This window comes from Vibrio sp. 11986-1-5, assembly GCF_963878025.1.
Classification (GTDB): domain Bacteria; phylum Pseudomonadota; class Gammaproteobacteria; order Enterobacterales; family Vibrionaceae; genus Vibrio; species Vibrio injensis.
In genome coordinates this window covers 188,258-201,191 of sequence record NZ_CAWNVW010000011.1, presented here as the reverse complement: position 1 = coordinate 201,191, position 12,934 = coordinate 188,258, and the positions used below count along the sequence as shown (strand labels likewise).

Below are 12,934 nucleotides of genomic sequence, written 5' to 3'. Positions count from 1 at the left end.
TGTTTTGAGCTTTGAATTTATAAGGTTTTTACCAAAATTTGCTACGCCTTTATACGGCTGGCAACATTATACAACAAATGATGTAACAATTTTTGCTACACAGAACAGATTTTTAACTTTATATGTATAAAAAATCAAAGTAAGTGCACACATCGGAGGAGAAAAATTGACTTTAATGGCGATCGGACGTACAAGAATGACACACAAACATCCTGGACGGATTAAATAATAAACAAAGGAGATTGTCTATGGCAGATAAGAAAGCGACCCTTCATATTGAAGGTAAAGCGCCCATTGAGCTGCCGATTATGGATGGGACAATAGGCCCTCAAGTAATCGACGTTCGTCAATTAGGCTCAAATGGCTACTTTACTTTTGACCCGGGTTTTCTTGCCACTGCATCTTGTGAATCTCAAATCACTTATATCGATGGTGACAAAGGTATTTTGTTACATCGCGGCTTTTCTATCGAACAGTTAGCCAATAATGCTGATTATTTAGAAGTCTGTTATATCCTTCTTTATGGTGAAGCCCCTAACCGTGAACAATACGAAGAGTTTAAGAAGATAGTTACTCGCCATACCATGGTTCACGAGCAAATTGCTAGTTTCTTCCACGGTTTCCGCCGCGATGCTCACCCAATGGCGGTGATGTGTGGCGTAGTCGGTGCATTAGCGGCTTTCTATCACGATTCACTGGATATCAATAACGATACACACCGAGAAATTGCTGCTTATCGTTTATTATCAAAAATGCCGACCTTGGCTGCAATGTGTTATAAATACTCGATTGGTCAACCATTTATCTATCCACGTAACGATTTAACCTATGCAGAAAACTTCCTACACATGATGTTTGCTAATCCGTGTGAAGAATATGAAGTTAATCCTGTCGTCGCTCGTGCTATGGATAAAATATTCACTTTGCATGCCGATCATGAGCAAAATGCATCAACATCAACCGTTCGTTTAGCCGGTTCTTCAGGTGCCAATCCTTTTGCTTGTATTGCCGCAGGTATCGCATCACTGTGGGGACCTGCTCATGGTGGAGCGAACGAAGCTTGCTTACGCATGCTAGAAGAAATTGGTTCTGTCGATAAAATTCCTGAGTACGTGACCCGAGCAAAAGATAAAGATGACCCATTCCGCTTAATGGGCTTTGGTCATCGGGTGTACAAAAACTACGACCCACGTGCAACGGTCATGCGTGAAGCGTGCCATGATGTTCTCAAAGAACTCAATATTAGCGATCCACTACTTGATGTAGCTATGGAACTTGAACGTATTGCTCTTTCTGATCCCTATTTTGTGGAGAAGAAACTCTATCCGAACGTTGATTTCTATTCAGGTATTATTCTCAAAGCCATCGGTATTCCAGTCTCCATGTTTACCGTTATCTTTGCTATGTCACGCACGATAGGTTGGATCGCGCACTGGAATGAAATGCATTCAGACGTCAACAACAAGATAGGCCGTCCTCGTCAGCTTTATACTGGGCAAAAACTTCGTGAGTTTGTGCCATTGCATGAGCGCCAATAGGTCGCCACTTCAAATCAACGAACAGAGCAGCCGATGAGGCTCCTCTGTTCAAGCTGATAAAAAATCAAGAGCGAGATTTACTCGCTCTTTTAATTTATACCGGATTATCAATATCAATAAACTCCACCACAAAACCATGTTCGCGGCTTAACCATTCACCCAATGCTTTAACACCATAACGCTCGGTAGCGTGATGGCCCGCAGCAAAATAATGAATGTTTAGTTCTCGTGCCGCATAAGTGGTGCGCTCAGATATTTCACCAGAAATAAACGCATCCATCCCTTGCTCTGCAGCCAGCTCAATATAATCTTGACCACCGCCCGTGCACCAAGCAATATTTTTAATCGGTTTGTCATTTTGCTCAGGAGCAATATGCAATGGCTGACGGTGAAGTACCGTTTGTAGATGCTGGGCAAACTCATCACCAGAGTAATGACGGTTGAGGCAACCGTACATAGCGACAGATTGAGCATGCCCTTCTAGCCCGCCCTCCACTTGAATGCCAAGTAATTGAGCGAGCTGAGCGTTATTCCCCAATTGAGGATGAATATCCAGTGGTAAATGATAGGCAAACAAATTAATGTCATGTTTGATTAACTGTCGCAATCGTTGCCCTTTCATCCCGCGAATCGCCTCTGATTCTCCTTTCCAAAAATAGCCATGATGGACAAGTAGTGCATCAGCTTGACGTTCAATCGCTTGTTCAATTAACGCTTTCGAGGCCGTAACACCCGTGATGATTTTTTTTATTTCCGCTTTACCTTCGACTTGCAAGCCGTTAGGGCAGTAATCTTTCACTAATTGTGGAGACAAGGTCTCATTTAACAACGCTTCTAACTGTAAGTTGTTCATATTTTGTTCCATTAAACTATTGTTATGACGTGTTTATAACAATTTCAGGCTAGAATGTCGAAAACGGAATGGTAACCGTAGATGGTGCTCACGATGGATATAAAACAGCTTATGCAATGGGTGGTAACCACTCCTCCAATCTTTCAAGGGGCAGAGCCAATAGTCTCTAAAGTTCCTTTTATTCAACCGTCTTATCAGCAATGGCCAACTTATCAAGGTAATCAGCGACTAGGATTTATTTATCAATTTTTATGTCAACAATTATTCACCGCGACTCCTCGCTATAATGCCGTATCAGAAGAGATTCAGCTTAATCAACAAGGCACAACTCTAGGCTCGATAGATTTTATTGCCAAAAACCGCAAAACAGAACAATACGAACATTGGGAAGTAGCCATCAAGTTCTACCTACTTCATCAAGAGAAATGGTATGGCCCCAACGCTGAAGATAGGCTAGATCTCAAACTCAACCACATGCTCAACCATCAACTCCCTTTGTCCAGCAATGCTGTTTTTTGTCAGCAATATCCATTATGGGCCAATGCTCGCCCCCATTTGTTGATGCAAGGCCGCCTATATACCAACCCATTCCAGCCAGAACCCATTCCAACGGAATGTTTAGGGTATCCACTCAATCCTTCTCAAATTCAAGGTCATTGGTGTTATCAACATCAACAGTCATTGATTGACGAGCCTTTATATCGATTAGAGAAACCACAATGGTTAACCGGCCGAGATAAACAAAGCCCACGCTATCAAGGCGAAGAATTAGGTTTTGTGCACTGCCAAAGCCAGTCAGGAATATTTTGGTTTATTATGCCTGACGAATGGCCATCAATGACGTGATACAAAACAGGCCATGAACATCCATTCATGGCCTGTTTTTTACTCAACCAATCTCATCATCTGATTCGTTATAGTCCCGCATTTTTAAAGACTTGATTGACAATCTCTTGCGCTTCTTGCTCTATCTGTTTTAAATGTTCCTCGCCTTTAAAACTCTCACAATAGATTTTATAAATATCTTCTGTCCCTGATGGGCGTGCAGCAAACCAACCATGATCAGTCGTCACTTTTAACCCACCAATCGCTGCGCCGTTGCCAGGAGCATGGGTTAAACGAGCAGTAATCACATCTCCGGCTAAAGTTTGTGCCGTGACCATCTCAGCAGAAAGCTGGCTCAAGATAGCTTTTTGTGGTCCATTGGCTACGGCTTGAATGCGGCTGTAGTGCGATTCACCATGCTTCGCCGCCAATTGATCGTAATATTGCTGAGGATTTTTACCAGTTACCGCGGTTATCTCCGCAGCAAGTAAGCACAGAATAATACCATCTTTATCTGTTGACCAAGCGGTCCCATCTTGACGCAAGAACGACGCACCGGCGCTCTCTTCTCCACCAAAACCAAAATGGCCGCTGTATAGCCCATCCACGAACCACTTAAAACCAACAGGTACTTCACACAATTCACGTCCTAAATCAGCCACGACTTTATCGATCATGGCACTCGAAACCAGCGTTTTCCCCACCGCGACTTCTGATTTCCACGCAGAGCGATGTCGATAGAGGTAATCGATACAAACGGCTAGGAAATGGTTAGGATTCATTAAACCCTGTGGGGTAACAATACCATGACGATCATAATCAGGGTCATTACCAAACGCTAAATCGTATTGGTCTTTCAGTGCTAATAAGCCAGCCATCGCATAGGGAGATGAGCAATCCATACGCACTACGCCGTCTTTATCCAGTGACATAAACTGGAACGTAGGATCAATCGCTTCACTAACTAACGTTAAATCTAAATCGTACGTTTGAGCAATTTGTCGCCAATAATCAATTCCGCTGCCACCTAATGGGTCGACCCCCATCTTCAGTTTGGCTTTCTGAATCGCGGCCATATCGACAACATTCACTAAGTCGTCAACATAAGGTTTCACTAAATCAATCTGCTTCAATAAAGGTGACTGTTTCGCTTCAACAATAGCCACGCGTTTCACCCCGCGCAAACCATCGGCAATTAGCTGATTAGCTCGGTTTTCAATCGCTTTGGTAAGCTCACCTTCCGCGGGTCCACCATGGGTAGGATTGTATTTGATACCGCCATCTTGAGGTGGATTGTGTGATGGAGTAATAACAATACCATCCGCTTTATCAGCATGTTGTTGGTTATAGGTCAAGATGGCATGAGAGATACCCGGCGTTGGCGTATAACCATTATCCTGTTGAATAATGACTTCCACCTGATTGGCAATGAGCACTTCGAGCACACTACTTAAGGCAGGTTCAGATAAAGCATGCGTATCTTTACCGACAAAAATAGGCCCGGTTGTATCCAATTCTGTACGTAGATCAACGATCGCTTGCGCGATAGCTAAAATATGATGTTCATTGAACGTGAATTTATCAGCCGACCCTCTATGGCCGGAAGTACCAAATTCAACCTTATGCTGCGGATTACTCGCATCGGGTTGAAACAGGTAGTAATGAGAAACTAAAGCCGGAATATTATGTAAATCTTGTTGTTGTGCTTTTTGTCCTGCACGAGGGTGCATAGCCATAATGACATCCTTTTAAAAATAATAATCAATAAAAAACCTCATAATACGCATTTTTATATGCCCAGTATGAGGTTCTAGTCAGACTTTTAACGGCTGATCGTGTCACTTCAGATAGATAGGGTGACTTTTTCAATGATATCTGCTGGAAAATTCATTTTCAGCATCACTTGCTCGACCATTTGCTGTTTACGGCTGGTGTTGTTATTGGTAATTACCCATAACGGCGTATTTGGAATCGCTTTTGGTTTTGTCGTTTGGCCGTTCGCCAGTAAGGTCGCTTCGTTATCAGCAAAGTAAACTCGCTTGCGTCCCTTAACGATCATGGCATCTGAGAAGCTCGCTGGATCGATACGATAGAGTGTGGATAGAACTAACATAAAACGATCAACGGCTTTTTTCAGTGCAGAAAATTCATCTGAAATCAGTAACTCGCGCATCGCCTTAACACTATCAACTTTTGTCTCTTGAGCCGCATCTTTACTGACCACTAACCCTTTAGGAGCAGTGATAGCCGGTGTAGCCGCAAGACTCTGACTATCAACCTTCAATAAGCGACGTAAAATATCGGAAGCGCTCTCACCAATGTGTAGGGTTTGACTGGCAATATAACGGTATAGATCTTCATCAACCTCAATTGTTTTCATTCGCTTTTCACAATCTCTATGTTTAAACTCTGGGGGATTATAGCGAGATCTTTACCGATACTCTACGTTAAACCCATTACTAATAAGATAAAATGTCAGCACTGCTTAATTACAAACTCGAAGGTGAGGGTCACACCGTCGTTCTGATCCATGGTTTATTTGGTAATTTAGACAATTTAGGGCTACTCGCAAGAGATCTGAAACACGATCATCAAGTGCTGAGTATTGACCTACGTAACCATGGACAATCGTTTCACTCTTCAGAACATAACTACGCCCTAATGGCGCGAGATGTCGATCAACTGCTTACCAAATTGTCGATAACTCAAGCCACCGTTATTGGTCATTCAATGGGCGGTAAAGTTGCGATGAAATTAGCCGATCTAGCACCAGAAACGGTTCAACAGTTGGTGATATTAGACATGGCCCCCGTCGCCTATACCGTACATCGTCACCAACAAGTACTTGATGGGCTCGATGCGGTGTTAGAACAAAAACCGTCCTCTCGTAGTGAAGTGATGACCTTGTTAGCTCAGCATATCGATGAGGAAGGCGTCCGCCAATTTTTAGGGAAATCACTGGTCAACCAAGATAGTGTTATGACTTGGCGATTTAACGTACCAGCCATTAAGGCTAACTATTGGAATATTCTTGGCTGGGAACCAATTGCCAGTAACTCAACCCCGACATTATTTATTAAAGGGGCCGATTCAAATTACTTAATGGCAGAACATCAACCCGCCATCCAGCAACAATTTAGCCGAGCAAAAGCACACGTTATCGCTAATACTGGCCACTGGTTACATGCTGAAAAACCAGCAGAAGTACTCCGTGCGATTCGTAAATTTATCCTCTAAATCGCTTAATCCATAACAAGTTAAGGGAAATTTGAAAGTCAATAGGTGGATTAACTTTAACAAATAACAGTGGTATAGTTCGCGCAAGCAGATTGATTTAAAGGTAAAGACTTTATGGCAAGTGTAGGTATCTTTTTTGGTAGCGATACAGGTAACACCGAAGCTATTGCAAAAATGATTCAAAAACAACTCGGTAAACAACTGGTTCACGTACAAGATATCGCGAAAAGTAGTAAAGAAGATATTGATAACTTTGATCTTTTATTGCTTGGTATTCCCACTTGGTACTATGGTGAAGCGCAGTGTGATTGGGATGACTTTTTCCCAGAACTAGAAGCGATTGATTTTTCAACTAAACTCGTGGCTATTTTTGGTTGTGGTGACCAAGAAGACTACGCTGAGTATTTCTGTGATGCTATGGGTACGGTTAGAGATATCATTCAAGCCAAAGGTGCAACGATTGTTGGCCATTGGCCGACGGAAGGTTATGAGTTTGAAGCCTCTAAAGCCCTAGTTGATGACAGCCACTTTGTCGGTTTATGTATTGACGAAGACCGTCAACCTGAACTTACTGAGCAGCGAGTGACCGCTTGGGTTCAACAAGTATATGAAGAAATGTGCTTAGCTGAGCTAGAAGACTAAAAAGAACCGCCCTAATTTGGGCGGTTCTTTTTAACACAAACTCTTTATGAATGATTGGATCTATTTACCACAATAGCTGGCCTAAAAACGGCGCAATCAGTACCGTCACCATCCCAGCTATCATCATCACGACACTCGATACCACGCCTTCTGCATTACCCATTTGATACGCTTTCGCAGTCCCTGCACCATGGGCAGAAGCCCCTAAACTCGCACCACGCCCAAATCGAGAACGAATCGATAAGAAGGTTAATAGACTTTCACCCACGGCCATGCCAATAACTCCAGTGAGAACGACAAACAGTGCCGTTAAGTCACTTTCACCACCAATGGCGCGCGTTGCTTCCACAGCAAAAGGCGTCGTTATTGAGCGCATCGCCAAGCTACGCTGCAGTAACTCTGGTAATTCAAACCAGCGAGCCAGCAAGACCGTACTGCTTACAGCAACAATCACTGACACAACCACACCAACCGACAATGACAACCAATGACGACGAATTAAGACTCGATTATCGTACACAGGAATCGCAAAGGCGACGGTGGCCGGTCCAAGTAGCCATAATAACCAACGAGACTCTTCCATATAGGATGGATAAGGAATATCCATACCAATAACAATCAGTACCAAAAGGAGTGGAGCTAATAATAAAGGCATTAAAAAAATCGTTCGCTTACGCTGATAAAGCATTTTACAGACGTAATACAGAGCTAAAGTCAGTACCAAACACGTCATACCGAGTAATGAAATCGAGTGCAACATTATTAGGCTCCCGCTAACTTATTACTTTTTCGACGCGCTAATTTAAGCTCGAGACGGTACAATCTATCGACTACCCACGCGGTAATCGCAATCACTAAAACCGTACTCAGTACTAACACTAAAATAATTCTCCCCCCCTGCTCTCGAACCAGCGGCTGATAATTAACCACAGCAACTACTGCTGGAACAAAAAACAGTAACATTTCCGCTAAAAGCCAAGCAGCCCCTCGTCGTAGCCATTCAACGTTGACTATTTTACTGAAGACCAAAGCAAGCAATAACAGCATCCCCGTTAGATTGGCAGGGAGCGGTAAATGAAAATAATCAACCAAGCGATCTGCTATTAACCATATCAGGCCTAACGCGGCAATTTGCCCAACGGTCAGCAAAACGGTTCTGAGTTTTTTCATGGCATCATTCGCTCATAATGTGAAATTAATCACATTATAGAGAGCGTTAAAATTTTCATAAAATGAATTTTTATTATAAAAATTATGCCAATATAGAATAAATCCACCATCAGAGCCTCAGTTATGGATATCAAAGCCCTACGTTATTTTGTGGAACTCATCAATCAACAAAGTTTTACTCGTGCATCAGAGAAGCTTTTTGTTACCCAACCAACGATCAGTAAAATGATCCGTAGTCTTGAGCAAGAAATTGGTCAACCATTACTCCATCGCCAAGGTCATCGCTTTTGGTTAACCGATGCCGGACACATTGTATATTTACGAGCACAAGAAATTTTGGCTCACTTTACTCAACTAGAAGCCGAACTGATCGATCTAAATCAACTCCAAGGGGGGCAACTGCGTTTAGGTATTCCCCCGATGGTTGGCCATCTTTATGCAGGGTTGATCCGGCAATACCGGCAAATCTATCCAGCGGTGGAAATGACGATAGTCGAGTATGGCGGAAGGAAAATAGAACAAGCCGTACTTGATGGAGAGTTGGATGTCGCTATTACTATGTTATCGCGTCATGCAGAACAACATCTCAGCACCTTAGTACTAGACAGTTACCCAATTTACGCAGTATTACCGCAAACCATGCCTTGGTCTGCCATGGCAAAGATCGATTGGTCATCACTCAAAGAAGAACCTTTTTATCTTTATACAGAAGACTTTACCTTAAGCGATTATGTTGATCAGCAATGTCTAACACACGGATTTACACCACAAATTGCGGCGCGAAGTAGCCAATGGGATTTTCTCGTTGCGCTTGTAAAAAGTGGCATCGGAGTCGCCTTTTTACCCGAGCCACTCTGTTTAAGAATCCAAAATGAAGGGGTACTGATTAAACCACTAACCCCAAGTATTGACTGGACATTGAGTGCTATCTGGCATAGTGAACGTTACCTTTCTCGCACCGCAGAAGCTTGGATACAACTTTGTCGCACTCATCCATCGTCTCGATGAACGCGATTACGCAGCATTATCTGTTTGATAATCTCCGTCTTGACGGTACTTAGGTTTTTTACGGACATACAGTTTGCGATGTACTTCAGACACAACTTCACCTTGTTTATCTTTGACATGAATAATAAACTCAGGAAAACATTTATCACCATTCGCCGTCGCAACCAATATCGCGTCCAGTTGAGCTTGAGAAATCAAAAACTCAGCGTATAAATCGCTGTGCCCAGGTTTAATAAAGTTAATGCTCGCCTCTTTATCCCAAACATAATATTGACGACCTAAAATTCCCATCAGCATCAATGAATATACAGGATCCGTTAAAGAGAAGATGCTGCCACCATATTGGGAACGATTGGCATTTTTGTTCCACCAACGAAGCTTTAAACGTAATCTAGCCTCGCGGAAGTCTTCACTGATTGACTCGATTTTTATCCCAGATCCCCAAAAAGGTGGCCAACTATTTAATGCCCACTTCACAATATTGGGTTTATACAACTTCTCAAGTGTTTTATTCATGCTATCCGTGCCTTAGACTCTATCTCATCTTCACTGATCGTGATGCTCGATGAGCATCTAACTCAATGAAGCTACACACAAGTTAATGTTGCATAATTGTAACTGGTCAGATCAGATTTCTCCGTGATGAAACTCGATTTTGTGGTAATTACAGTAACCCTTTGAAGTTCGTGGTTTATTGTTTTAATCGAGTGGCCTATAATGTGGAACAACATTGACCTCTGTTTACGACTGCAGATCATCAACGGGAAAGTATATGTCAGACAATAACCAAGCGCTAAAGGATGCCGGTCTTAAAGTAACCCTTCCACGGCTAAAGATTTTAGAAGTATTACAGCAGCCTGAGTGCCAACATATTAGTGCTGAGGAGCTGTACAAGAAGCTGATTGATCTCGGTGAAGAGATCGGCCTTGCCACCGTTTATCGCGTGTTAAATCAATTTGATGACGCTGGTATCGTGACTCGCCATCATTTTGAAGGTGGAAAATCAGTTTTCGAACTCTCAACCCAGCACCATCACGACCATCTTGTTTGTCTTGATTGTGGTGAAGTGATTGAGTTTTCTGACGACGTTATCGAACAGCGTCAAAAAGAGATCGCTGCACGTTACAATGTTCAGCTGACTAATCATAGTTTATATCTTTATGGTAAATGCGCTGATGGGGGTTGTAAAAATAACCCTTCAGCCCATAAGGCTCGATAAGATAAATAAAAAAACCACCGCAAGGTGGTTTTTTTGTTCGCCAGTCATGGACGAAGATATTGATAGCGTACGAGGCTATTTTGTCAATTACAAATAATCTCGGATCAACACTTCCGCAATTTGTACCGCGTTGGTTGCAGCCCCTTTGCGAACATTATCTGCCACCACCCACAAATTGATTCCGCTATGATGACTAATATCATTACGGACGCGTCCAACTAATACCGTATCTTTACCACCGGAATCACGGACTTGAGTTGGGAAATCTTGTCCTTGAAAAACCTCAATTCCTTCTGTTTGTTCCAAGAGGCTGATGACTTGCTCAGCATCAATTGGGCTACGAGTCTCAATATGCAACGCTTCTGCATGACCATAGAACACTGGAACTCGGACACACGTTGGGTTAACCATTATGGCAGGATCATTGAAGATTTTTTGTGTTTCCCACACCATCTTCATCTCTTCCTTGGTGTAACCATTATCCATAAATTGATCGATTTGTGGGATACAGTTAAAAGCAATTTGTTGACTAAACGTACCTGCATCAACAGGAAGCCCATTCAATAGCTTCGCCGTTTGCGCTGCTAGTTCATCGATTCCTGCCTTACCTGCTCCAGATACGGACTGATAAGTGGTCACATTAATTCGTTCAATGCCAACCGCATCATAAATCGGTTTTAAGGCGACCAACATTTGGATGGTGGAACAATTAGGGTTAGCAATAATATTGCGATTACGAAACTCGGCAATCGCCTGTGGATTCACCTCTGGAACCACTAATGGAACATCGTAGTCATAACGAAATTGAGAGGTATTATCAATGACAATCACCCCTGCATCAGCGGCAATCGGCGCCCAATGGGCAGACAGCTCGCCACCGGCTGAGAACAACGCAATATGAACCGATGACCAATCAAATTCTTCAACGTTTTGTACTCGTATGGTTTTCCCATTAAAGCGATAGGTCTTGCCTTCGCTGCGCTCGCTCGCGAGTAAAAACAGTTCACCGACAGGAAATTTGCGCTCTTGCAATACTTCCAGCATGGTTTCCCCAACCGCGCCCGTTGCACCGAAAATCGCAACATTAAATTCTTGGCTCATTTGTAACCTCTATTGTAAATCCGAGTTGCGCCAGTGGCTCTAATTGACATGAGTCATCACCCACTAGCTTAATTGCGCTATATTCACGCCGATCCCAATACTGTTTGCGCATCTGATCAAACGCATCGGGTTGATGTATCTGCCGACGAAACAGAGCATCATCTCGTCGCACATCATAAATAAGTTGCGTTAAGCTGAGCAAGGTTGCTTCATCCCAAGCACGATTCAACACTGCTTCAGGCACAGGGGCTATGGGTAATAAACTGGATGGATTCGCCCAGAGCGCCTTGCCTAAAAACTCACAGTATTGATTAAAAACCATGGTCGTACCACGAGCTTTACCTTCTAAACCATAACCCGCGATATGGGGCGTCGCAAATGCCAATAATGGCAGCAGTTCTAAATCCACCTGCGGTTCAAATTCAAAAACATCAAGAGCTGCGGTAAAGCCATCACCTTGTTGTAAACGTGCCTTTAATGCCGCATTGTCGACCACAGGACCTCGCGCCGCATTAATCAAAATTTGATCGCCTCGTAAACCAGCCAATATCTGCTCATTAATTAAATGGTGAGTGGGCCACTCGCCCTGCTGAGTGATCGGCGTATGCAAGGTTATCACATCCGCTTCCGTCAACAGTTGCTCCAGAGGCGTAAATACTCGCGTATCCCCTTGCGCCTGTTTAGGTGGGTCATTAAGCAATACGTTGATCCCTAATCCTGTCAAGCAATGGGCTAAGTAGCTGCCCACCTGTCCAGCACCAATGATGCCAATGGTTTTATCAAAAATAGAGAAACCTTGCTGCTGCGAAAGCACCATTAAGACACTAAACACATACTCTGCAACGCCGACTTTATTACAACCGGGCGCGGCGGTAAAAAATATGCCTCGCTCTGCTAGTAATGCTTGATCAACGTGATCCATCCCCGCTGTTGCCGTACCGACAAAAGCCAGTCGATTCGCTTTACTCAATAGATCAGCATCCACTTTAGTGACCGAACGAATCATCAATGCATCAATATCAATTAAATCGCCAGCCGTTAACGTACGGCCTGGTTTAAGAATGACCTCACCAAGCTGACTAAACAGTTGCTCAGCGTAAGGCATATTTTCGTCGATCAAGATTTTCATAGCCGAATTCACACTATTAGATTGTCATTAGGATCATGGTAGGCCTAAAACCCTGAGGGCTCATTTGCCAATACGTGATGAAGATTTTGTTGGGCATTGTGCAGAAAAGCACTCTGTGTGTCGAGCATAAAAATACCCGGTGCCAAAAGGCTACCGGGCAAATACCCAGAACAAAAGGATCTCGTCCCGCTCTCAAGGGACAGAGTCTGCGT

Annotated in this window: 14 protein-coding genes; 6 read left to right on the top strand and 8 right to left on the bottom strand. The window is 43.3% G+C overall.

Going from position 1 to position 12,934, the window contains the following annotated elements; translation table 11 throughout:
- Positions 1–248: 248 nt before the first annotated feature.
- On the top strand, positions 249–1,538 hold the full coding sequence (locus tag AACS00_RS03930) for a citrate synthase (RefSeq protein ID WP_110166574.1): 1,290 nt from the start codon (positions 249–251) through the stop codon (positions 1,536–1,538).
- Between the two features lie 94 nt (positions 1,539–1,632).
- On the opposite strand, the gene AACS00_RS03925 is transcribed toward AACS00_RS03930, so the two are convergent.
- Complete coding sequence (locus AACS00_RS03925; RefSeq protein WP_181397457.1) at positions 1,633–2,391, bottom strand: Nif3-like dinuclear metal center hexameric protein; 759 nt, start codon at positions 2,389–2,391, stop codon at positions 1,633–1,635.
- A 93-nt stretch (positions 2,392–2,484) separates the two neighbouring features.
- On the opposite strand from AACS00_RS03925, the gene AACS00_RS03920 reads away from it, so the two are divergent.
- Entirely contained in the window at positions 2,485–3,237 is a 753-nt protein-coding gene (locus AACS00_RS03920) for a DUF1853 family protein (RefSeq protein ID WP_110166572.1), read from the top strand.
- A gap of 68 nt (positions 3,238–3,305) precedes the next feature.
- On the opposite strand, the gene pgm is transcribed toward AACS00_RS03920, so the two are convergent.
- Entirely contained in the window at positions 3,306–4,952 is a 1,647-nt protein-coding gene (pgm, locus tag AACS00_RS03915; RefSeq protein ID WP_110166571.1) for a phosphoglucomutase (alpha-D-glucose-1,6-bisphosphate-dependent), read from the bottom strand.
- 107 nt (positions 4,953–5,059) lie between these two features.
- A complete protein-coding gene (gene seqA / locus AACS00_RS03910) occupies positions 5,060–5,596 on the bottom strand; it encodes a replication initiation negative regulator SeqA (protein ID WP_072669880.1) in 537 nt (178 codons plus the stop codon).
- A 92-nt stretch (positions 5,597–5,688) separates the two neighbouring features.
- Between seqA and AACS00_RS03905 the strand changes: the two genes are divergently transcribed.
- A complete protein-coding gene (locus AACS00_RS03905; RefSeq protein ID WP_072669881.1) occupies positions 5,689–6,453 on the top strand; it encodes an alpha/beta fold hydrolase in 765 nt (254 codons plus the stop codon).
- 114 nt (positions 6,454–6,567) lie between these two features.
- A complete protein-coding gene (fldA, locus tag AACS00_RS03900; RefSeq protein ID WP_072669882.1) occupies positions 6,568–7,095 on the top strand; it encodes a flavodoxin FldA in 528 nt (175 codons plus the stop codon).
- A gap of 64 nt (positions 7,096–7,159) precedes the next feature.
- Here fldA and AACS00_RS03895 read toward each other — a convergent pair whose 3' ends face one another.
- Both AACS00_RS03895 and AACS00_RS03890 read right to left on the bottom strand, forming a co-directional pair.
- Positions 7,160–7,855: an LrgB family protein gene (locus tag AACS00_RS03895; protein WP_072669883.1), complete on the bottom strand. Its 696-nt coding sequence runs from the start codon at positions 7,853–7,855 to the stop codon at positions 7,160–7,162.
- 2 nt (positions 7,856–7,857) lie between these two features.
- Positions 7,858–8,265, bottom strand: a complete 408-nt coding sequence (locus tag AACS00_RS03890) for a CidA/LrgA family protein (protein ID WP_072669884.1) — start codon at positions 8,263–8,265, stop codon at positions 7,858–7,860.
- 123 nt (positions 8,266–8,388) lie between these two features.
- Here AACS00_RS03890 and AACS00_RS03885 point away from each other — a divergent pair, with 123 nt between their 5' ends.
- Positions 8,389–9,273: a LysR family transcriptional regulator gene (locus AACS00_RS03885; RefSeq protein ID WP_072669885.1), complete on the top strand. Its 885-nt coding sequence runs from the start codon at positions 8,389–8,391 to the stop codon at positions 9,271–9,273.
- Between the two features lie 6 nt (positions 9,274–9,279).
- Here AACS00_RS03885 and AACS00_RS03880 read toward each other — a convergent pair whose 3' ends face one another.
- Positions 9,280–9,789, bottom strand: coding sequence for a DUF4442 domain-containing protein (locus tag AACS00_RS03880; RefSeq protein ID WP_072669886.1), 510 nt, complete (start codon positions 9,787–9,789; stop codon positions 9,280–9,282).
- 256 nt (positions 9,790–10,045) lie between these two features.
- Between AACS00_RS03880 and fcrX the strand changes: the two genes are divergently transcribed.
- Positions 10,046–10,492: a ferric iron uptake transcriptional regulator FcrX gene (gene fcrX / locus AACS00_RS03875; RefSeq protein WP_110166570.1), complete on the top strand. Its 447-nt coding sequence runs from the start codon at positions 10,046–10,048 to the stop codon at positions 10,490–10,492.
- Positions 10,493–10,579: 87 nt separating this feature from the next.
- Here fcrX and AACS00_RS03870 read toward each other — a convergent pair whose 3' ends face one another.
- Complete coding sequence (locus AACS00_RS03870) at positions 10,580–11,593, bottom strand: aspartate-semialdehyde dehydrogenase (protein WP_072669887.1); 1,014 nt, start codon at positions 11,591–11,593, stop codon at positions 10,580–10,582.
- The gene (locus tag AACS00_RS03865; protein ID WP_072669888.1) at positions 11,577–12,722 is read right to left on the bottom strand and encodes a 4-phosphoerythronate dehydrogenase; all 1,146 of its coding nucleotides are present in this window, start codon (positions 12,720–12,722) and stop codon (positions 11,577–11,579) included. The genes AACS00_RS03870 and AACS00_RS03865 overlap by 17 nt, the downstream gene beginning before the upstream one ends.
- Positions 12,723–12,934 lie beyond the last annotated feature (212 nt).

Bases quoted from the DNA above. Each gene is read 5' to 3' on its own strand.
- AACS00_RS03930 (WP_110166574.1), top strand. From the start codon at position 249: ATGGCAGATAAGAAAGCGACCCTTCATATTGAAGGTAAAGCGCCCATT.
- AACS00_RS03925 (WP_181397457.1), bottom strand. From the start codon at position 2,391: ATGAACAACTTACAGTTAGAAGCGTTGTTAAATGAGACCTTGTCTCCA.
- AACS00_RS03920 (WP_110166572.1), top strand. From the start codon at position 2,485: ATGGATATAAAACAGCTTATGCAATGGGTGGTAACCACTCCTCCAATC.
- pgm (WP_110166571.1), bottom strand. From the start codon at position 4,952: ATGGCTATGCACCCTCGTGCAGGACAAAAAGCACAACAACAAGATTTA.
- seqA (WP_072669880.1), bottom strand. From the start codon at position 5,596: ATGAAAACAATTGAGGTTGATGAAGATCTATACCGTTATATTGCCAGT.
- AACS00_RS03905 (WP_072669881.1), top strand. From the start codon at position 5,689: ATGTCAGCACTGCTTAATTACAAACTCGAAGGTGAGGGTCACACCGTC.
- fldA (WP_072669882.1), top strand. From the start codon at position 6,568: ATGGCAAGTGTAGGTATCTTTTTTGGTAGCGATACAGGTAACACCGAA.
- AACS00_RS03895 (WP_072669883.1), bottom strand. From the start codon at position 7,855: ATGTTGCACTCGATTTCATTACTCGGTATGACGTGTTTGGTACTGACT.
- AACS00_RS03890 (WP_072669884.1), bottom strand. From the start codon at position 8,265: ATGAAAAAACTCAGAACCGTTTTGCTGACCGTTGGGCAAATTGCCGCG.
- AACS00_RS03885 (WP_072669885.1), top strand. From the start codon at position 8,389: ATGGATATCAAAGCCCTACGTTATTTTGTGGAACTCATCAATCAACAA.
- AACS00_RS03880 (WP_072669886.1), bottom strand. From the start codon at position 9,789: ATGAATAAAACACTTGAGAAGTTGTATAAACCCAATATTGTGAAGTGG.
- fcrX (WP_110166570.1), top strand. From the start codon at position 10,046: ATGTCAGACAATAACCAAGCGCTAAAGGATGCCGGTCTTAAAGTAACC.
- AACS00_RS03870 (WP_072669887.1), bottom strand. From the start codon at position 11,593: ATGAGCCAAGAATTTAATGTTGCGATTTTCGGTGCAACGGGCGCGGTT.
- AACS00_RS03865 (WP_072669888.1), bottom strand. From the start codon at position 12,722: ATGAAAATCTTGATCGACGAAAATATGCCTTACGCTGAGCAACTGTTT.